The following is a 20,549-nucleotide window of genomic DNA, read 5'->3' as shown; positions in this document are numbered from 1 at the left end:
CTCCCAGGACTTTGTGCATAACGAGAGTAAGTCGCATTCGTCTTACTGAGTGGATCAGCGCTGCGACCGCGAGCTCTGGCCGGGTGGCGTATGCGAGACAAGGGGTGCTCCTTGCAGTGATTGGGATAGGTGAATGTCAAGTGGGTTCGGAACCCGGAAACCCCGGGCAAGCTCACGAAACAACGCCACCGAGGCGCTCTCGAAATTCGGCACGAGCGCCGCGCAGGACTTCCGCTTCATGCTTATTGCGCGGCCGCCCATGCCTTGGTGATTTCCAGTTCGAACGTCCGGCGGGAGTCGAGCAAGGCGCGATCGAACGCGGGCCGGTGATCCATCCTGTGGAGCAGCAACAGGCGGGCGCAATGGACTGAGCGCGCTCCGCCCGCATGAATAGGGTTGGAGAGATGGGCCAGCGTTCCGGTGAGGAGGACCGCCAGGTCGGGGAAAGCGGGTTGCGGGAGACCTGTCGCAGACATGTTATGGGTATTCGCAAATGAGAATTATTCGCAAGTTTAGGTACGTAGGACGGTTTGTCAAGCGGTGTCGGCAGCGGCGAGGGAAAAGGCAGGGGCGGCCTACCGGCTGAAGGGGGGCTCATTGGTGTAGGTGCCCGAGTGAGTAGTCGACGCGCGAGAAGGGTGGGGTAAGCCCGGCAACGCAATGTCGAGGTGAAGTGCTGTTTTTGATACAAATCAATTGAGAATGATTGGCGTTTCCGTAGAATTATTGCAACTCTTTGCAACATACGGTCAGCCAGCACGACGCGAGCCAGCACCGTTTCCAACCGGGAACCTCCATGCCGACTCTCCGTCCGGGCGTACTGTACGCCGCGCTCGCCTGCGCTCTTTCCTCCCTTTCGCACGCCGATGAAGCGGCGCACCTCTCCGAGGTGACCGTGACGGCCAAAGGCTACGCTTCGGCGAACGCCGAAACTCCGGCCTCGGTGACGGCGGTCGAGCGCGAGGAGTGGCTCGACCGCGGTGCGGACAATGTCGGCGAAGCGTTGCGCGGCCATCCCGGCCTCGCGGTCGCGAGCGATGGCGCGCAGGGGCAGAATCCTGTGATCCGCGGTCTGAAAAAGGAAAGCGTGGTCCTTCTCGTCGACGGGATGCGGCTCAATTCGGCCCAGCCCGCCGGCGCAATTGCGTCCTTCATGTCGCTCGGGCTTGCGGAGCGCATCGAGGTCGTGCGCGGCCCGGCTTCGGTCCTGTACGGGACCGGGGCGCTGGGCGGTGCGATCAACGTCCTCCTCCCGCAGGCGCGCTTCGAAGCCGGGGTGCAGACACGCGCGGGCGCCGAGTTCGAAACCGCGAACGACGGCGTGCGCGGCACCGCGGTGATGAACGCGTCGGGCGGTGATCACGCGCTGATGCTCGGGGCGTCGCTCGCGCGGATCGACGACTACCGCGCCCCCGACGGTGAGGTCGACCGCACCGGCTACGATTCGGACAGTTTCATCGCGCAGTACCGCTTTCGCCTCGATGATTCCCAGCAGTTGCGGCTGTCGCTGCAGCAGCACGAGGATCGCGACGTGTGGTACCCGGGCTCGATCAAGCCGCATCCGCATCCGCAGATCCGCAGCTCGATCATCCACTCGCCGTCGCTGACCCGCGAACTCGTCGAGGTCGGCTACAGCCGGCGCGGTTCGGGCGACACGCCGGTGAATGTCGACGTTCGCGTGTATCGGCAGGAGATGGAGCGCGAGATCGCCGCGCGCGCGAAGGGACCGTTCGGGCGCGACTTCTCCGACACCGACGTCACGTTCGCCACCGACGGACTCGACGCCCGCGCCGACTGGCTCGCCCACCCGGACCATCTGCTGTCTTTCGGCGTCAATGCGTGGCAGATGGAAGCGTCGCCCGAGCGTTTCCTCAGTAGCCCGCCGACGTTTGCGAGAGTCCGCAACGATCCTTTCGACGACGGGCGCATCGAGGCGGTGGGAGTGTTCGTGCAGGACGACATGCGCTTTGGCCGCCTCAACGTGCTCGCCGGGCTGCGCCGCGACTGGGTCGAAGGCGACGCGGATTCGGTGAACAACGGCGCGATCACGCGGGGCCTCGAGCGCAGCGACAGCGCGACTTCGGGCAGTCTGGGGGCGATCTACGAAGTGTCGAAGCTCCTCCGGCCGTATGCCAACGTTTCGCGGGCGTTCCGTGCGGGCGAGATGCGCGAGCGCTTCGAGTCCTCGCCGCGCAGCGACGGCTATTACTTTGTTGGCAACCCGCGGATCGAGCCGGAGATCGCCACCCAGTTCGAAATCGGCCTGAAGGGCGCCGACGACGACCTGAGCTACGCGCTGTCCGCGTATCGCACGCGCATCACCGACTACATCACCGGGCGCAACGTCTCCGGTGCGCCCGGCACGAACCGCTGCCCGGCGGCCAACGCCAGCGCCTGCAAGGAAACGTTCAATCTCGGCCGCGCCACGCTGGTCGGCGTCGAAGCCGAGGCGCGCTGGCAGGCCGTGCGGGGGCAATGGCTGACGGCTGCGTACTCGCGCGTGCGCGGCGAGAACGAGGACCTCGACGAGCCGCTGTTCCAGATGCCGGCCGACGAAATGTCGCTGGGCTGGGAGGGCAGGGTGGCCGCGGCGTGGAGCGCGGACGCGACGCTGCGTCTCGTGCGCAAGCAGGACCGCGTCGCCACCGTCTTCGCCGCCGGCTCCGAGAACGAGACTTCCGGCTTCGCGACCGCGGACTTCGGCGCGACCTGGCACGGACAGCGCCAGCGCGTGCGCGTCGCCCTCAAGAACGCCTTCGACAAGCCGTACCACGAGCACCTGGCCGAAGGTGTGTCCGGGGTGGAAATCGACGCGCCGGGCCGCAGCCTGATGGTGTCGTGGCAGGGGCAGTTCTGATGGAAATCCGGCGCTTCGTCCACGTCTTCGGCCTGCTCGCCGCGCTGTTGTCGCCGCTTGCCGCGCACGCCGACAAGCTGCCGCGTCTCGTCCTCGGCGGTCCTGGTGCGATCGTGTCGGCGCCGCTGATCCACATGGTCGAGACCGGCGCGCTCGCCGATCTCGCCGAATCGGTCACTTTCGTCCAGTGGCGCGACCCGGACCAGTTGCGCGCGATGGCGCTCGACGGCCAGGCCGACGTCCTGGCGATGCCGACCAACGTCGCCGCGAATCTGCACAACCGCGGCGCGCCCGTCACGCTTCTCAACGTGTCGACGTGGGGGGCGCTGTGGATGGTGTCACGCTCGCCGGACAGGAAGACGCTCGCCGACTTCCGCGGCGAGGAGATCGCGATGCCGTTCCGCGGCGACATGCCCGACATCATGTTCCAGCTCCTCGCCGCGCGTCAGGGCCTCGACGTACGCAAGGATTTCCGCCTGCGCTATGTTGCGACCCCGGTCGACGCAATGCAGTTGCTCGTGATGCGGCGCGTGGACCATGCGCTGCTGGCCGAGCCGGCGGTGTCGATGGCCTTGCGCAAGACGAAGTCCTTCCCGCTCGGCCTCGTTGCGCCGGAACTGCACCGCAGTGTCGATTTTCAGCAGGAATGGGGGCGTCTGTATGCGCGCAGCACCCGCATCCCGCAGGCCGGCATTGCCGCGGTCGGTGCCGTGCGCGAGCAACCCGACGTCCTCGCGCGCATCGAGGCCGCCTATGCCGCGTCGCTCGCGTGGTGCCGGACGCACGCCCTCGAATGCGGCCGGATGGTCGCCAAGCACATCGACATCCTCAGCGCCGAAGCCGTTTCCGACGCGATCGGCGTGAGCCAGCTCGACGCCGTGCCGGCGATGCAGGCGCGCGATGCGCTCGCGTTCTTCTTCGAACAGCTCAAAGCGCGCAACCCCGCGCTGATCGGGGGCAAGCTGCCGGGTGACGCGTTCTACGGCGGCAAATGCGTGGAGTGCAGGCCGTGAGCGTGCGCTCATGATGCTGCTGCGAGCGTGGCTCGGCGGCTTGCCGGCCTACCTGTGGAGCGGATGGGGCGCGATCGCGAGCCTGCTGCTGCTGCTGGCTGCATGGGAAGGGGGCAGCGCGATCTACGGGTCGCTGATCCTGCCCGATCCCCTGACGACTTTCGCCACGCTCGCCGACCTCGTCACGACTGGAGCCGCGTGGCCGGAGCTTGCCGTCACCGCGCGACGCGCACTGATCGGGCTTGCGATCGCGGTCGCGATCGGCACTGCGCTGGGACTCGCCGCCGGAGTGTCGGTGACCGCTTCGATGATGTCGCGGCCGCTCGTCACGGTATTGCTCGGCACGCCGCCGATCGCGTGGCTGGTGCTCGCGATGCTGTGGTTCGGCGCCTCGGACGGGACGCCCGTGTTCACCGTCGTCGTCGCGTGCTTTCCGGTGATCTTCGTCGGCGCGTTGCAGGGCACGCGCACGCTCGACCATCACCTGAAGGACATGGCGCATGCGTTTCGGCTGCCCGCGCGGATGAAATTTTCCGACCTCTATCTGCCGCACGTCGTCTCGTATCTTTTCCCGGCGTGGATCACCGCGCTCGGGACCGCCTGGAAAGTCGTCGTGATGGCCGAGCTGCTGTCGTCGAGCGACGGCGTCGGCGCCGCGCTCGCGGTGACGCGCTCGCACCTCGACACCGCCGGCACGCTGGCGTGGATCTGCGCGGTCGTCGGGAGCCTGCTGGCGGTCGAATACCTCGTGCTCGAACCGATCAAGCGGGAAGTCGAGCGCTGGCGGGAGAATACTGCATGAGCTCTCGTCTTGCCGTCGCCGGGCTCGCTCACGCCTACGCGCTGAAAACGGTGCTCGACGACATCGATCTCACGCTCGAGGCCGGGCAGGTGATGGCGCTGGTCGGCCCCTCGGGTTGCGGCAAAACCACGCTGTTGCACCTGTGCGCCGGGCTCGTGCCGGTGCAGCGCGGCCAGCTCGAAAACGGCTTCGCGCGTCCGGCAGTGATGTTCCAGCAACCTCGGCTGTTGCCGTGGAAGACGGCGCGGGACAACATCGCGCTCGGCCTGAGAGCCGCCGGCGTCCCGTCCACCGAGCGAATCCGCCGCAGTGCGGCGATGGCCCGTGCGGTCGGCCTCGACGACCTCGCGCTGGACCAGTTTCCGCACGCGCTCTCCGGCGGCATGCAGAGCCGGGTTGCACTGGCCCGCGCGCTGGTGCTCGCGCCCGACCTGCTGCTCATGGACGAACCTTTCTCGGCGCTGGACATCGGCCTGAAAGGCCAGCTGCACCACCTGCTTCTCGACCACCAGCGCGAGCACGGACTCGCGGTGCTGATGATCACCCACGACCTGATGGAAGCGGTCCGCCTCGCCGACACGATTCTCGTCATGGCGCCCGAACCCGGCCGCATCGTGTACCGCGTCGATCTACCGACCCCCGCGAGCACACGCGACGAACCGCACACGTATCACCGGACGGCCGAGCTGCTGCAGGTGCCGGCGGTGCGGCAGAGTTTTGGTCTCGGGCCCGTGCCCCCAGCGCGCCGCACAGCGTTTCACGCGCGCGCCGCGGAACAGGCCCTGCCTACCGCAGACTTGCCGGGCGAAGGGTGGGAGTCGACCGCGAAGGCAAGGAGGGCAAGTTCATGTTGATCCTGCGGGGCCTGTGGTCCCTCGATCACCCCGTTTGGATGTGCGGTTTCCGCTCCTTCTTCCTGTTCGCCGTGCTGTCGGCGCCGCTGCTCGTTCTTGCGTGGAGCGTCTTCCTTGCCTGGGGCGTGCCGCTGCCCGCCACCCCCGGGGGGACCTTCATCTGGCACGCACACGAACTGCTGTTCGGCTTCGGACTCGCGGCGGTCGCCGGCTTCGCGCTCACCGCGGTGCCCGAATTCACCCGCAGCCCTGCGATCGGCTCGCACGCGGTGCGTCTGCTCGCGGTGTCGTGGCTGACGGGGCGCGTGGCGTTCTGGTTGTCGGGGGCAGTCGGCGCGGGCGCGTTGATCGTCTCGGCGCTCGCCCATCTCGCGCTGCTCGCCGGCCTGATCTTCCTGCTCGCCCCGCGCCTGTGGCGTCACCCCGAGCGACGCCACCTGTCTTTTCTCTGGGCGCTGATCGCGCTGACGCTGCTGGTCGCCGGCTTTTACGCCGACGCGTTGAGCGGCGCCTCGCCGGCGCGCTGGCTCCACGCCACGGTCGGAGTGCTGATGATCCTGATCGTCGTCGCGCTGAGCCGTATCTCGATGCGTATCGTCAATGCGTCGATCGACACGTGGCGCGAAAAGGGCGGCACCGTGCGGGATGAATATCGCGCCCGCCCGCCGCGGCGCAATCTGGCGATCGTCTGCATCGGCCTGTACACCGCCGTCGAGTTCGTCGCGCCGGGCGCGCGGCTCGGCGGCTGGCTGGCCCTCGCAGCGTCGGCGGCGCTCTTCAATCTGCTCAACGACTGGCACGTCGGCCGCCCGCTTTTCCGGCGTTGGCCGTTGATGCTGTATCTGGTGTATGTCCTGATGGCGGGCGGCTTCGGCCTGATCGGGTTCGCGCTGATCAGCGGCGACAGCGCCGTCAGCAGCGGGCGTCACCTGCTTACCGTGGGGGCACTCGGCCTGAGCGTATTCGTCGTCGTCTGCATCGCCGGGCGCACCCACGGCGGCTACCCGCTCGACGAGCGACGGTGGATTCCGGCCAGCGCCGGGTTGCTCGTCGCCGCTGCCGTCATGCGCGCTGTCGCGGGCGGAGCGGGCAGCCATGGTGCTGCCTGGATGAGCGCCGCAAGCGTCGCGTGGGTATTGGCGTTTGCGCTGTGCTGCGCTTATCTCGGGCCGCTGTTCGTTCGGGCGCGCGCGAACGGCGGCGTCGGCTGCGAGGGGCCGCCGGAACCTCAGGGCGACTGAAGCCCCCTTTTTGGGGACGATAGCAGGCTGCTCGTGCACGGACCGGGCAGGCCCTTCAATCGCAAGTTGCCCCGTCCTGCCGTGCCGGAGGGTGCCTGGCGGGCGACCTCGGCCAAGAAGGTCCCATTCCGCCCAAGCGCACATGCGCTGACGATGCTGCCGATGATCATCGGCAGCCAGCTTCCCAATGCGGTGGGCATGCCCGAGAGGATGACTCCGCCTGCAGTCGTCGCGAGCGCGAGGACCACGAGCATCCTGACCGAGCCGAGCCGAGCCGAGCCGAGCCAGCGGCCGGCGACGACCCCGGTCTGCTTTCACGGAAAGTACCAAGCCGAGGTTTCGCGCGGGTGGATAGCGCGAGCATGTGGCTGACCGCCGGCGTGACAGGCGCGTAGCCGAAGCCGACCACCAGGGCTCAAAGCATGCTGATCGATTCATAAATCCTCATGCGTTGAGTATGCCGGGCGATTCGATAGTGATTGAGAAAATCTCAATCTAAGAGGGTGGAAATATCGTTTGTGGGGTTTGGGCTGAGCGACAACCATTGCAGCAGTCCCGCAAGGGGCCGATGCAATCCAACTCGACGAGGAGACTGAGGTGTCAGTCCAAGCTTACCCACTCTGGAGTCACGACTCCGCCCCCCAACTGCTCGCATCGCGTGATCGCGAAACCGCCGAGCTGATCTTCCCCGCCTTGCCCCCGGCCTCGCCGCTCGCGGCGCGCCATGACACGGTCCCGATGGCGGGCGTCGGCGTCGTCTACAGTTACACCGTCATCCACCCCAGCCCCAAGAGCGGCCAGCTGCCTTTCGCACTGGGCTTCGTCGACTTCCCCGGCCCGGTCCGCCTCTTCGGACGGCTGCAGGGCAAGGACCATCCCGCGATCGGCGACCGCTACCTGCCGCGGCCGGACGAGGCGTTCGGCTACGTCTTCGAAGCCATCCCGGCCTGACCCCACCGAGGCAATGACCATGCAAGACATCTACATCAGCGGGGGCGCGATGACGCCCTTCGGCCGCCATCCGGGTGTGCTCGCCCCCGAGCTCGCGCAGCAGGCCATTCTCAAGGCGATGGACGACGCCGGTGTGTCGCCGCACGACATCCAGGCCATCTACTGCGCGAACGTGCTGGGCGGCATGATCCTGGGGCAGCTCATCGTGCGCGACCTCGGGTTCGACGGGATCCCCGTCTACAACATCGAGAACGCCTGCGCGAGCGGCGCCACCGCCGTGCATCTCGCGCGGCACGCCTTGTTCGCCCAACAGTACGACACCGTGCTGGTGTTCGGCATCGAGCAGCTCACCGCGCTGGGCGGCGGCACCATCCCGATGCAGCGCAACGACCACAAGACCGAGCTCTACGCGAAGGCCGGCATGGTGCTGCCGGCGGTGTATGCGATGCGCGGCACGCGTTTCCTCCACGAGCGCAATGCGAGCCCCGCCGATCTCGCCGCCGTGGCGGTGAAGAACCGGCGCCACGGCGCGCTCAATGAATATGCCCAGCAGCGCAGCGAAACCACGGTGGAAGAGGTGCTCGCCTCGCGCATGATCGCCGATCCGCTGACGCTGCTGCAGTGCTGCCCCTCGCAGGTCGACGGGGCGGCCGCGGTGGTGCTGAGCTCGCGGCGCCCGTCACAGGCGCGACCCGTGAAGGTGTTGTCGTCGGTGGTGGTGTCCGGCATCCGGGAGCAGGCCGACGACGACATCCTCGACGCCGAGATCACCGCCCGCGCCGCCCGCCAGGCCTACGAGCAGGCGGGCCTGAGTCCGCGGGACGTGGACGTGGTGGAGCTCCACGACGCCTTCACCATCGCCGAGCTCCTCTACTACGAGGCGCTGGGTCTCGCGCCGCACGGCGAAGCGGTTCCCTTCCTGCAGTCCGGCGCCACGCAGCTCGGCGGGCGCGTGCCGGTAAACCCCAGCGGCGGACTGCTGGCGAAAGGCCATCCGCTCGGTGCGACCGGCGTCGCGCAGATGGTGGAGATCATGTGGCACCTGCAGGGGCGTGCCGGCGCGCGCCAGGTCGAAGGCGCGCGCGTGGGCCTCACCCAATGCACCGGCGGCGGCATTGCGGGCGTCGACCATGCCGCCTCGTCGGTTCATCTGCTGGGGGTGTGACATGGACATGCAACGCTTCGACTCCACCCACGTCGCCGCGGTAACAGGCGCCGCCCGCGGCATCGGCCTCGGCATCGCGACCCAACTCGCGCGCGAAGGGCTCACCGTGGCGCTCCTCGACCGTGACGGCGCCGCCCTCGACGAGGCGGTCAGCGGACTCGCAGACGAGGGCCTGAAGGCGATCGGCGCCACGGTGGACCTCACCGACTCGGCGGCGGTCAACGCCGCCTTCGCCGACATCGCCGCGCAGGCCGGGCGCATCGACTACCTGGTGAACAACGCCGGTGCGGTGCGCGACATGCGTTTTCTCAACATGCGCGACGAGGACTGGGATCTCGTCATCGATACCAACCTGCGCTCGCAGTTCCTGTGTTGCCGCGCGGTGCTGCCGGGGATGATCGAGCGCGGCTACGGCCGGGTGGTGAACATCTCCTCGCGCGCCTGGCTCGGCGGCTTCGGGCAGGCGAACTACTCGGCGGCCAAGGGCGGGGTGGTGAGCCTCACCCGTTCGCTGGCGATCGAGTTCGCCGCCAAGGGAGTGACGGTCAACGCCGTGGCGCCGGGCATCATCGACACGCCGCTCTTCCGCAACTTCGCGCCCGAGGTCCAGGCAAAGCTGCAGAAGTCGGTGCCGGTTCAGCGCATCGGCACGGCCGACGACATCGCCAACGCGGTGGCCTTCTTCCTCGACCCGCGCTCGTCCTACGTCACCGGGCAGACGCTCTACGTGTGCGGCGGGCGCAGCCTGTCGTCGCCGAGCGTGTGAGGAGGGCGGCCATGAGCATCCGATTCGAGACCGACGGCCCGGTGGCCGTCCTCACCATCGACCGGCCGGAGGCATCGAATGCGCTGGACGTCGCCGACCTGCACGAACTGCGCGGGCGCCTCGCCGAGGTGCGCGACCGCGACGACTTGCGCGTCGCCGTGCTCACCGGCGCCGGCACACGCGCCTTCTGCGCCGGCGCCGACCTCAAGGGCACGCAATCGTCATCGGCGAGCTACCCCGAGGCACTTTTCCAGGCGCCGGAGCGCGCCGCGGAGCTTGGCCTCTACATCCGGCTGATGGATCTCACGGACCTCGGCCTGTGGAAGCCGGTGATCGCCGCGGTGAACGGCCACTGCCTCGGCGCCGGTCTGGAGATCGCCTTGCAGTGCGATCTGAGGCTCGCCTCGGCCAACGCGAGCTTCGGCCTGCCGGAGGTGGCGGTCGGGTCGATCCCCGCGGTCTCGGGCCTGCATCGCCTGCTCAAGGCCGTGCCTTCCGCCCATGCGATGCAGATGGTGCTTACGGGCGAGCGCATCGGTGCCGCCGAAGCGCAACGGATCGGGCTGGTGACCGAGACGGTCGACGGCGACGCCCTGCTGGACCGGGCGCTGTCGCTTGCCGCTCGCATCGCGGTGAACGCACCGCTCGCGGTGCAGGCGGTCAAAAAACTGTCGCGCCAGACCGGCCACCTCAGCGAAACCGACGCCCAGCTGTTGACCGAGCTCCACTGGGGCGTACTTCGAGACACCGAGGATCGCGTGGAAGGTCGCAGGGCCTTCGCCGAGAAGAGGCAACCGTCCTTCCACGGGCGGTAATCCCGAACCAGTCCGGCAGGGCCGGAGGAGACAAAAATGTTGATGCGAATGGAAAAAGGCCTGAAGGCGCTCGAGCGGGCGGTTGCGCTCGTCGCCGTGGGCTTCATGTTGGCGATCATGTTGGTGGTGACCGCCGATGTCGCGATGCGCTATCTGTTCAACAGCCCGTTTGCGTGGGCTTACGATCTGATCGCGCTCTATCTCATGGCGGGGGTCTTCTACTTCGTCCTCAGCGATGCGCATCGGGAGAATGCTCACGTCGGCATCGACATCCTGCATGCCAGGATGGGCCCCCGCGCGCGGCGTGCCGCTGACCTCGTCACGGCTGGGGTCAGCCTCGTGATGTTCTCCCTGATCGTCTACATCGGAGCCGAGCGTGCGTGGGAGAACTTCGCCAACGACGAGGTCCTGGCGGGGAACATCCCCTGGCCGATGTGGCTGTCCGCGATCATCGTCCCGATCGGCTCGGCGTTCCTCGTGCTGCGCCTGGCGCTTCAGTTCGTTCGAAACCTTTTCGGTCCGGCCGCCGCGAAAGCACCGGTTTCCGCCACCGAGGGGATTACTCATCGTCATGCAGAGGAGCTCGCACAATGAGCACCGCACTTGTCATCGCCGCGCTCTTCGCCATGCTGGCGATCGGCACCCCGGTCGGATTCGCCATGGCCGCAGCGGGGTCCCTCGGACTGCTGCTGACGGCGGGCACCGACGCGCTCTTTGGCGTGCTGCAGACCACGCCGCTGTCGGTGGTCTCGTCCTACGAGCTGATCACCATCCCGATGTTCATCCTGATGGCGGAATTCGTGCTGCTGAGCGGGGTTGCGGACGCGCTCTTCCGCGCCGCCGCGGCCTGGGTCGGCAGCATCCGGGGTGGCCTCGGCATGGCCACGGCGCTCGCTGGCGCGGGCTTCGGCGCGATCTGCGGCACGAGCACTGCCTCGGCGGCGACGCTCTCGGCCACCAGCCTGCCCGCGATGCTCAAGCACGGCTATGAGCCCAAGCTCGCGGCCGGCGTCGTGGCGATCTCCGGCACGCTGGCGATGCTGATTCCGCCGAGCATCGCGATGGTCGTGTATGGGCTCATCGCCGACGTGAACATCGGCAAGCTCCTGATCGGCGGGGTGATCCCGGGGCTCCTGGTAATGCTGGTCATCGTTGGAACGGTGTGGTTCCTCGCCTGGCGCAATCCGTCGCATGCGCCCACGTCGTCGCCGGTGCCGCTGCGCGAGCGCTTCCAGCTGCTGCGCGTGGTCGGTCCGATGATTGCGCTCTTCGCCGCCGTGACCGGAATCATCTATTCGGGTATCGCCACGCCGACCGAGGCCTCCGCACTGGGCGCCTTCGTCGCCATGCTGCTCGCCTGGCGCAGCGGCCGCCTGACCGCCGAAGGGCTGCGCCTGGCGGTGACCAAGGCCGCGCACGGCTCGTGCATGGTGATCATGATCCTTCTCGGCGCCAGCATCTTCGGCTATTTCTTCGCGCTCACCCAGGTGTCGCAGGATCTCGTGGCGTGGGTCGGCAGCCTCGATACCTCGCGTTGGCTGATTCTCGTGCTGCTGCTGCTGGGCTATCTGATCCTCGGGGCGTTCATGGACCAGATCGCCATCCTCATCCTCACCGTGCCGATCGTGGTGCCGCTGGTGCAGTCGCTCGGATTCGACCTCGTGTGGTTCGGGGTGCTCATCATCGTGGTCGCTGAAATGGGGATGGTGACGCCGCCGGTCGGGCTCAACTGCTTCATCGTGTCGCGCTACTCGGGACGGCCCGTCGGCGAGGTGTTCCGCGGCACCACGCCCCACGTCATCGCCCATGTCGCCGCGATCGCGCTGCTGCTCGCGTTCCCGCAGCTCATCCTGTGGCTGCCGTCCCACATGCAATAAGGCGTTATGCAAACGCCAATCAACCCCTCCGAGGAGACTCACCATGCATTCCATCAAGCTTCCCATTCCCACCGGCGGCGCGCGCGCCTGGCGCCGGACCCTCCTGCTCGCAACCCTGCCGCTGCTGGCCTTCGCCGTACGGGGTGAAGCCGCCGAGGACAGGATCGAGCTCCGCCTGGCCGATTCGCTGCCGGCCGGCCACATCATCGCGGAGAAGATGACCAAGCCGTGGATGAAGCTCGTCGGCGAGCTCTCCGACGGTCGCATCGACTTCAAGTACTTTCCCGCCGAACAGGTGGGCAAGGCGAAGGACATGCTAACTCTCACCCAGACCGGCGTGATCGACATCGGCTACGTCGGGCCCGCCTACATCTCCGAGAAGATGCCGCTCTCCGCGGTGGCGGAGCTGCCCGGGGCGTCGACGAGCGCCTGCCAGGTGATGCAGGCGTACTGGTCGCTGGCGAAGGAGGGGGGGCACCTGTATGCGAACGAGTTCAAGCCGAACGGCATCCGCCCGCTCTTCGTCGCGGCGCTGCCGCCGTACCAGGCCGTGCTCGGCAGCTCCAGGGACATCGCCACGCTGAAGGATCTCGGCGGTGCCAAGCTGCGGGCCAGCGGGGGCGCGCAGCACATGACGCTCGACAAGCTCAACACCGTCCCCGTGCGCATGGCGCCGCCGGAGATCTACGAGTCGATGTCGCGCGGCACGATCGACGGCACGCTGTTCTCGTTCGTCAGCGTGGAGTCGTACAAGCTCACGAGTCTCACGAAGACTGCGACGGTGGGCGGCAATTTCGGGACGGTGATCGTGGCCTATTCGATCAGCGAGCGGAAATGGACAAAGCTGCCGACGGAAGTGAAGCAGATCCTGTCCGAGGCGGGCGACCGCATTGTCGAGAGCGGCTGCAAGGCGTTCGACGACGAGGAGCGCGCCGCGGCAGACCGGCTCAAGGCCGCGGGGGTGCGACTGGTGGCGTTCAAGAGCGATGACGAGGCGGCATTCATCCGGGTTGCGGACGAGGTCGCCAATGCCTGGGCGGCGGACCTGGACAAGCGGCGCAAGCCGGGAACGGCCACGCTCAACGCGTATCGGGAGGCGTTGATGAACGGCAGGTGAGCTCATCGTTTCGGACGGCGGCCCGGACCGGGTCGCCGGGATGGGATGCGGCGGGATCTCCATTCGGGATCCCGCCGCTTGCTTTTCGCCTCTCGGCGCGCCATCGTCACAAGAATCCGATTGAGAAAATCTCAACCGTCGTTGCTGCAAATATCAGTTTACCGGATTCTGTGCGGCCGCAATCATTGAACCACCGATCCGATGCGACGGAATCGTGGCATTTCAATTCAATGAGGAGACCGCCATGTCATCGCAAACCAATTCGCCGGTCGCGACCGCGCAAGGCGCCTTCAAACGAAGCATCCGGACCCGGGAGCGCTGACATGCTGCACAATGCTCTGGACGGCATGACCGTTATCGACTTCACGCAGATCGGCGCCGGCCCGACCTGCACCATGCTCATGGCTGACATGGGCGCACGTGTCCTCAAGGTGGAACCTCCCGCGGGGGAGCTCGGGCGCGGCTTGGGGCCGGCATGGATCGGCGACGACAGCGCGCTCTTTCACGCCTTCAATCGCAACAAGCTGGGCGTGGCGCTGAACCTCAAGGCGGCCGACGGCGTGGCGGTCGCGAAACGGCTGATCGCGCAGGCGGACGTCGTCGTGGAGAGCATGCGGCCCGGCGTGATGGCGCGGCTCGGGTTGGGCCACGAGGCGCTCGCCGAGGCCTTCCCGTCGCTCATCTACTGCTCGATTTCCGCCTACGGGCAGCACGGCCCCTATGCGGAGCGCGCCGGCGTGGACGGCATCGTGCAGGCTGATTCAGGGCTCATGAGCCTCATCGGGATACCGGACAGCGAGCCCTGCAAGGTCCAGGCGCCGGTGGTCGACGTGATGACGGGCTACGTGGCCTGCATGGGAATCCTCGCCAAGCTCGCGCAGCGCGAACGCGAAGGGCGGGGCGGTCATCTCGACGTGAATCTCCTGAATTCGGCGCTGGCGCTGCAGCAGTCGTCGCTCGCGAGCCATTTCGCGGACGGCGAACTGCCGGTGCGCGCAGGCAGCGCTGCGCCGTACTCGGCGCCGAACCAGGCCTTCGAGACCGCCGACGGCTGGATCATGGTGGCCGCCTACACGCCCGAGCGCTGGCTGCGGCTGTGCAAACTGCTGGGTCTGCCGGGGCTTGCGGACGATCCCCGCTTCGCCACCTCGCCGTTGCGGGTCGCGAACCGGGTGCGGATGGTCGAGGCGCTCACGCGTGTTTTCAAGACGCGCACGACATCCGACTGGTTGCCGACGCTGAAGGACGCCGACATCCTGTGCGCGCGCGTCGCGACCTACGAGGATGTCGTGGCGCACCCGCAGGTCGCCGCCAACCGGATGATCGGCGAGCTCGCCCATCCGCAGCTCGGCACCATCCGGATGCCCGGTTTTCCGATCAACAGCGCGGAGTCGAACACACTGCCGAGCCGCCCCGCGCCGGCCTGCGGGCAGGACACGCGCGCGGTGTTGTGCGCGGCCGGCTACAGCAACGAGGACGTGGATGTGCTCCACGAGTGGGGCGCCATCCATTGCGCCGAGCTCGCGCAGGACATGGCGACGGCGCGACGGGCCGCAGGGTGAGCGCTTCGGAGCCCCTTGCCGCGCCCCTCGCGCGGCGGCTGCGGCTGCGGTCAACCCGGTTCGGTCGGCCGGAACTGCTCAAGGAGCCAAGTCCGGAATGTCGCCATGCTGGCGCTTTCCTTGCGATTGGCCGGGGTGAGGAGGTAATAGGTGAAGTCGCCCATGTCGACCGTCTGGCGGAAGGGGGCGACCAGCCTGCCCGAAGCGAGGTCGTCGGCAACGAGGAAGTGCTGGGCGATGGCGAACCCCTGGCCTTCCACGGCAGCCGCGTAGGCCATGGCGGAGCTCTGGTAGGTCATGCCGCCGCGCGCGTCGACCTCCCGCTCCACGCCCGCGGCCTCCAGCCAGTAGCGCCAGTCGTCGGGGCGATGGAGTGCAGCAGCGTCTGCTGCTGCAGATCAGCCGGCTTCCTGACCTTGGCGCCCGCCGCGAGCAGGCGCGGACTGCACACGGGGAGCAGGATGTTCGGCACCAGTCGAAACGCGTTCACCCCGCTCCACTTGCCGTCGCCCAGCCGGATTGCGCCGTCGATGTCTTCCTTGCGGAAGTCCACCGGGTCGAGCGAGGCGGTGAGCAGCACCTCAATGCCGGGATTTGCCGCATGGAAGCTGGACAGCCGCGGAATCAGCCAGCGCATCGCGAAGGTTGTATAGGCGCGGATCTTGAGTTGCTTGCGCTTGGCGCGTTTGGTGAGGCGGCGAGTTGCCTCACGCAACGCGTCCATCGCCTTCGTCACCGCCCGGTAGTAGTCCTCCCCCGCGCTGGTAAGCGTGATCTGGCGATGCCCGCGATGCAGCAGCTGCACTCCGAGCGATTCCTCGAGCGAGCGGATCTGGCGGCTCACTGCGCCGGGCGTCACGTACAGCTCCTCGGCCGCGACCGTGATGCTGAGGTGTCGCGCCGCGGCTTCGAAAGCGCGGATTGCGTTGAGTGGAGGCAGGCGGTCCATGGTTTCGAGTCTGGCACGCGATTGAGGTTTTCTCAATCGAAGCGCTACGGATGGCCGGCAGAATGAAGGCGGAACACCGCGAAGTCGATGAAGCGCCGCGCCGTCGAGCGCGACCTCGAGCAGTGGAAGGGGCTCGCGGTGTCGACCGACCACGACGACGTGACCGGGTGAGTCCGGTCCCCGGGGCGTCGTCGGCCGTCACGGCCCCCGCCATCGGAAGCGGAAGATTAGTGGGCCGCCATCTGGCGCAGCCCCGCCGGCACCTGCCAGGCTGCGAATGCCGCGGCCGGCAGTGGCGGACTGACGAAGTAGCCCTGCGCGAGATCGCACTTGAGCGTGGTCAGGCGGCGCCACGTCTCCAGATCCTCCACGCCCTCGGCGGTGACGCCGAGCCCGAGGTCGTGTCCGAGGTCGATGGTGGAGCGCACGATGGCGTCCGAACCTTCGTGCGCCATCATCCGGCTCACGAAGGACTGGTCGATCTTGATCGAATCTGCCGGCAGGCGCTGCAGGTAGCTGAGGCTGGAGTAACCGGTGCCGAAATCGTCGACGGCCAGTTGCACGCCCATGTCCTTCAATTCATTCAGCGTCTCGAGGGAGCGATCCGGGTCTTCGAGGAGGGCACTCTCGGTGAGCTCGAACTGGACGTTCGCGGGCTCCACGCCCCAAGTGAGAAAGTGCCCGTGGATGCGCTCGACCAGGCGGGCATCGAGCAGGTCGCGAGCGGAGAGGTTGATGGCCAGCGGAATGTGGAGGCCGTCGGCCTGCCAGGCGTAGAGCTGGCGGAAGGCCGCACCAAGCATCCAGTCGGTAAGCGGCGTGATCAGACCGGCGTTCTCGGCCAGCTTGATGAAACGGTCGGGCCCGATGAGGCCCTGGTCCGGATGTGCCCAGCGCACCAGCGCCTCGGCCCCGCAAGCTGCGCCCGAGGCGAGGTCGACCTTGGGCTGGCAATACAGCCGCAATTGGCCGCCCGCGATCGCCCGGTGGAGTTCCGCGATGAGCGCCAGGTTCCGGCTGCATTCGCGGTCCAGATCGCCAGTGAAGACGGCGCAGCGGGCAGCGGAGTGTCTCGCTTCACGCGCGGCCACCGCGGCGCGTCGCATCAGCGCGTCCGGCTCCGTGCCGTGTCCGGGAAAGAGCGCGATGCCGAGCCGGGCACGTGCATCCACCGCAAGCTCCGCGAGGGAAAGCGGTTCGTCGAGCAGGGCCAGGACGCGTGTCGCCTTGCGCATCGCCCGGTCCGCATCGGTGTCGCACCACAGCAGCGCGAACTCGTCGTCACCCACCCGCGCGAGCAGATCCGCGCCGTCGATCGCCCCCTCCAGTCTGCGAGTCACCTGGAGCATCAGCGCGTTCCCCTGATCGGGCCCGAGCATCTCGTTCACCTCGCGGAACTGATCGACGGACAGCAGGGCGACCGCGAAGGGGTGCACGGTCGGAGAAACCTCGTGAGCGAGCGCTTCCAGGCGGCTTCGGAACAGCACGCGGTTGGGCAGACCGGTTACGCCGTCATGCAGCGCCATGTGGCGCAGGGCCGCCTCGGCTTCCTCCTGGCGTTTGCGCGACCGGATCGCGGCGATGCCGAAGGCCACGTCCTCGGCGAGCTCGCCCAGGACGTTCACCTCCTCCTCGCGAAAGGCATCGGCTTCGCTCGCGATGATGCTGAGGTTGCCGCCGATCCGGCCGTCGATGACCAGGGGGAAGGCGCTCACCGCCACGTAGCCGCGCTTGCGCTGCTCGGCGTGTAGGTGCGCGAGCGCGGGATCCTCCTGCACCAGATGCCCCACGCGCGGCGCACCGCTCTGGAGCGCGAGCGCGGTCGGATGCCTGATCTCGTCGGCCCAGGACAGAGGGAAGGTTTCGAAGATCCCTTCCTCGACACCTGCGTGGGCCATGACGCGGATCGTCTTGTGCTCGTCATGGTCGGCATAGCCGATCCACGCCATGCGGTAGCCGCCCTGTTCCACGATCGCATGCACCATGTCGTGGAGCAGGGTCTCTTCGTCGCGCGCGCGGGCGAGCGTGCGGTTGCCGGCGCTGAGGGTGCGCAGCGCCCGATACAGACGTTTGTACTCGTCGAGCGAGACACTGTCGGGCCAACTATCCATGGTCCACCCCTTTCGGCGAAGAAGCAGAGGAAAGCGGCCGGACGGTGCCCACCCGGCAGCTCGTTCGTGCGAATCCGGTACGCTCTGCACGGACTGCGCCCCCCGCGCCGGACGGCCTCGGAAGGGCCGCCGCGCAGGGCGGCTTGTTTCCTGACGTTTACAAAAATTCTAGTTCCAAATCGTCCGGATTGCGGTAGATCGTTTTGCAAAACGGCCCACCGGTGAGCGGGCCGTTCATTTTTAGGCGATCGGCTCTGCAGTTTCCTGCCGGCTGCAGCCGTTGCGGCGGTGATGCGCAGGAGCAAGTCTGCACGGGGGCCGGTTCGCAAGTTTGGGGCGACTGCACGGGCGAGGCACTTGTTGTACGGGTTGCGGCGACGCGAGGATGTGTGTGGCATGACAAGGGCCGCTTCTGTCTCTCTCGGGTAGTTCGGGCCTCGACCGTACGACCTCCCGAGCCGCGAGTCGGCTTCCTTATATCAAGCCCAATTCGCGCTACCGCTCGAACCGCCGCGAGGCCGGGAAGGGTCAAAGGTCAAGTTGGAGCGCTGCCAGACGCGCGTAAAGGCCGCCCTGATGACGTAGATCCTCCGGGGTGCCAGTCTCGACGATGCGGCCTCGATCCATCACCACGATTCGGTCGGCTTTTTGCACCGTGGCAAGCCGATGGGCGATGATCAGCGTCGTGCGCCCCTGCATGGCGGCGTTGAGTCCTTGCTGCACCAGGATTTCGGATTCCACATCGAGAGCGCTGGTGGCTTCATCGAGGAGCAGCATCGGCGCGCTTTTCAGGATCGCGCGCGCAATCGCGATGCGCTGGCGCTGTCCCCCGGACAGGCGGGTGCCGCGCTCGCCGAGGAATGTCTGGTAGCCCTCGGGCAGTCGCTCGATGAACTCATCGACCAGCGCTGCCCGGGCCGCTGCGATGACTTCCGCGTCGCTCGCCGCGCGGCGGCCGTAGCGGATGTTCTCCAGCGCGTTGGCGGAAAAGATCACCGGGTCTTGCGGCACGATCGCGATGCCTTTGCGCAGGTCGTGCAGACTCAGTTGGCGGATGTCTTGTCCGTTGATCCGGATGGCGCCGCCGGATATTTCGTAATAGCGCAGCAGGACCTGGAACATGCTCGTCTTGCCCGCGCCGGACGGGCCGACAAGCGCGACGCTCTCGCCCGGCGCAATCGTCAGGCAGATGTCGTCGAGCGCATGCGGGTGCGGGCGAGCGGGATAGCAGAACGTCACGTGCTCGAAACTGATCGCCGCCTGCGCTGGACGCGCGGGCGGTTGTGGCCGGGCCTCCTCGCGGATGGCGGAGTCCGCGTGCAGCAGTTCCAGCAGGCGCTCTGCCGCTCCGGCCGCGCGCATGACGTCGCCCCACACTTCTGCCATGGTTCCGACGCCGCCGGCGACGAGTGCCGCGTAAAGGACAAAGGACGCCAACTGGCCTTGGGTCAGGATGCCGTCATGCATCTGGCGCACGCCGATCCACAGCACGAAGATGATCGTTCCCATCACCGCGGTGATGATCAAAGTCGTGAGCGCAGCGCGCACGCGCGTGCGCCGGATCGCCGTCGTGAACCCGGTTTCCGCGGCAGCGGCAAAGCGTTCGGCTTCGTGCCGCTCCTGCGTATAGGCCTGTACCGTCGGCATGGCATTGAGGATTTCACCGGCCAGTGCCGAGGCATCGGCAATCCTGTCCTGGGATTCGCGCGAAAGTCTTTTGACCTTGCGGCCGATAACGATGATGGGCAGCGTCAGCAAGGCCATGAGGCCCAGGTTCAAGGAGAACAGGTAGAGGCTGGTGACGGCCAGCATGACCATGCCACCGGTGAACTGGAACAGGCTGCGCAAGCCCATCGACACGGAACTGCCGATCACGGTCTGGATCAGCGTCGTGTCGCCGGTCAACCGGGACAGGACTTCCCCGGTCTGCAAGGTCTCGAAAAATTGGGGCGACTGGGACAGTACGCGCATATATACCGCACAGCGCAGATCGGCGGTTGCCCGCTCGCCGACCCACGACACAGTGTAGTAGCGGGCGGACACCGCCAGTGCCCAGGCGCTCGCCAATCCGAACAGGGCGATGAAATGCCCGTTCAGGTTCAGCCCACCGAGCAGACCGTCGCCGGCCTGCGCCCTTGCACCAAACCCCAGGTCGATGAGGTCGCCGAACGCCAGCGGGAGCAGCAGGATGATTGCCGAACCGAGGCAGAGCAGGATGAAGGCCAGCGCAATTCGCCCCCGATAGGGCTGCAGGAACGGCCACAGGCCTGTTAACGCCGACAGTCGGCGCGGCGTCGAGGCGTGTTTCAGGGTATCACCGGGCATCCGTAATTATTGTTCTTCTCGAGGCCGCATGGACGAACTGCTCTATGTTGCCACCCGTTGGCAGAACGTACAGGAAGCAGGGCGTATTGGCCTGACCGCCGCGCAGCCGCGCTGACAGGGGGAATACATCAGCCGTCGTCTGCC

15 protein-coding genes and 1 pseudogene are annotated in these 20,549 nt (G+C 67.3%); 13 read left to right on the top strand and 3 right to left on the bottom strand.

Going from position 1 to position 20,549, the window contains the following annotated elements; translation table 11 throughout:
• Positions 1–796 precede the first annotated feature (796 nt).
• The 13 genes from pbN1_RS20270 to pbN1_RS20210 all read left to right on the top strand — a co-directional run bounded on the left by pbN1_RS20270 (position 797) and on the right by pbN1_RS20210 (position 15,020).
• The gene (locus pbN1_RS20270; RefSeq protein ID WP_169204154.1) at positions 797–2,857 is read left to right on the top strand and encodes a TonB-dependent receptor; all 2,061 of its coding nucleotides are present in this window, start codon (positions 797–799) and stop codon (positions 2,855–2,857) included.
• Positions 2,857–3,870 (top strand): ABC transporter substrate-binding protein, encoded by a 1,014-nt coding sequence (locus pbN1_RS20265; protein WP_210147782.1) that lies wholly within the window; start codon positions 2,857–2,859, stop codon positions 3,868–3,870. Before pbN1_RS20270 ends, pbN1_RS20265 begins: the two co-directional genes overlap by 1 nt.
• A 10-nt stretch (positions 3,871–3,880) precedes the next feature.
• Positions 3,881–4,672, top strand: coding sequence for an ABC transporter permease (locus pbN1_RS20260; RefSeq protein WP_169204153.1), 792 nt, complete (start codon positions 3,881–3,883; stop codon positions 4,670–4,672).
• Positions 4,669–5,526 (top strand): ABC transporter ATP-binding protein, encoded by an 858-nt coding sequence (locus pbN1_RS20255; protein ID WP_169204152.1) that lies wholly within the window; start codon positions 4,669–4,671, stop codon positions 5,524–5,526. Before pbN1_RS20260 ends, pbN1_RS20255 begins: the two co-directional genes overlap by 4 nt.
• A complete protein-coding gene (locus tag pbN1_RS20250) occupies positions 5,520–6,767 on the top strand; it encodes an NnrS family protein (RefSeq protein ID WP_169204151.1) in 1,248 nt (415 codons plus the stop codon). The genes pbN1_RS20255 and pbN1_RS20250 overlap by 7 nt, the downstream gene beginning before the upstream one ends.
• A 597-nt stretch (positions 6,768–7,364) precedes the next feature.
• Complete coding sequence (locus pbN1_RS20245) at positions 7,365–7,718, top strand: Zn-ribbon domain-containing OB-fold protein (protein ID WP_169204150.1); 354 nt, start codon at positions 7,365–7,367, stop codon at positions 7,716–7,718.
• A 19-nt stretch (positions 7,719–7,737) separates the two neighbouring features.
• Positions 7,738–8,883 (top strand): thiolase family protein, encoded by a 1,146-nt coding sequence (locus tag pbN1_RS20240; protein WP_210147600.1) that lies wholly within the window; start codon positions 7,738–7,740, stop codon positions 8,881–8,883.
• A 1-nt stretch (position 8,884) separates the two neighbouring features.
• Positions 8,885–9,649 (top strand): SDR family NAD(P)-dependent oxidoreductase, encoded by a 765-nt coding sequence (locus pbN1_RS20235; RefSeq protein ID WP_210147599.1) that lies wholly within the window; start codon positions 8,885–8,887, stop codon positions 9,647–9,649.
• 11 nt (positions 9,650–9,660) lie between these two features.
• Positions 9,661–10,464 carry an enoyl-CoA hydratase/isomerase family protein gene (locus pbN1_RS20230; protein WP_169202045.1) on the top strand — a complete coding sequence of 268 codons (804 nt, stop codon included), beginning with the start codon at positions 9,661–9,663 and terminating at the stop codon, positions 10,462–10,464.
• Positions 10,465–10,512: 48 nt separating this feature from the next.
• Positions 10,513–11,058: a TRAP transporter small permease gene (locus pbN1_RS20225; protein ID WP_169202046.1), complete on the top strand. Its 546-nt coding sequence runs from the start codon at positions 10,513–10,515 to the stop codon at positions 11,056–11,058.
• The gene (locus tag pbN1_RS20220) at positions 11,055–12,341 is read left to right on the top strand and encodes a TRAP transporter large permease (RefSeq protein WP_169202047.1); all 1,287 of its coding nucleotides are present in this window, start codon (positions 11,055–11,057) and stop codon (positions 12,339–12,341) included. Before pbN1_RS20225 ends, pbN1_RS20220 begins: the two co-directional genes overlap by 4 nt.
• 43 nt (positions 12,342–12,384) lie before the next feature.
• Complete coding sequence (locus pbN1_RS20215) at positions 12,385–13,458, top strand: TRAP transporter substrate-binding protein (RefSeq protein WP_169202048.1); 1,074 nt, start codon at positions 12,385–12,387, stop codon at positions 13,456–13,458.
• 323 nt (positions 13,459–13,781) lie between these two features.
• The gene (locus pbN1_RS20210) at positions 13,782–15,020 is read left to right on the top strand and encodes a CaiB/BaiF CoA transferase family protein (RefSeq protein WP_169202049.1); all 1,239 of its coding nucleotides are present in this window, start codon (positions 13,782–13,784) and stop codon (positions 15,018–15,020) included.
• A gap of 50 nt (positions 15,021–15,070) precedes the next feature.
• Here the strand turns inward: pbN1_RS20210 and gcvA are convergent.
• From gcvA to pbN1_RS20190, 3 genes and pseudogenes are all read right to left on the bottom strand, one after another.
• Positions 15,071–15,969, bottom strand: a pseudogene (gene gcvA, locus pbN1_RS20200) (transcriptional regulator GcvA).
• 227 nt (positions 15,970–16,196) lie between these two features.
• A complete protein-coding gene (locus pbN1_RS20195; RefSeq protein WP_244857052.1) occupies positions 16,197–18,170 on the bottom strand; it encodes a putative bifunctional diguanylate cyclase/phosphodiesterase in 1,974 nt (657 codons plus the stop codon).
• Between the two features lie 438 nt (positions 18,171–18,608).
• Complete coding sequence (locus pbN1_RS20190; RefSeq protein WP_169202051.1) at positions 18,609–20,405, bottom strand: ABC transporter transmembrane domain-containing protein; 1,797 nt, start codon at positions 20,403–20,405, stop codon at positions 18,609–18,611.
• Between the last annotated feature and the right edge of the window lie 144 nt (positions 20,406–20,549).

The organism is Aromatoleum bremense, assembly GCF_017894365.1.
Lineage (GTDB): Bacteria > Pseudomonadota > Gammaproteobacteria > Burkholderiales > Rhodocyclaceae > Aromatoleum > Aromatoleum bremense.
Note: the sequence above shows the minus strand (reverse complement) of the source record. Positions and strands in the feature narration are given on the sequence as shown.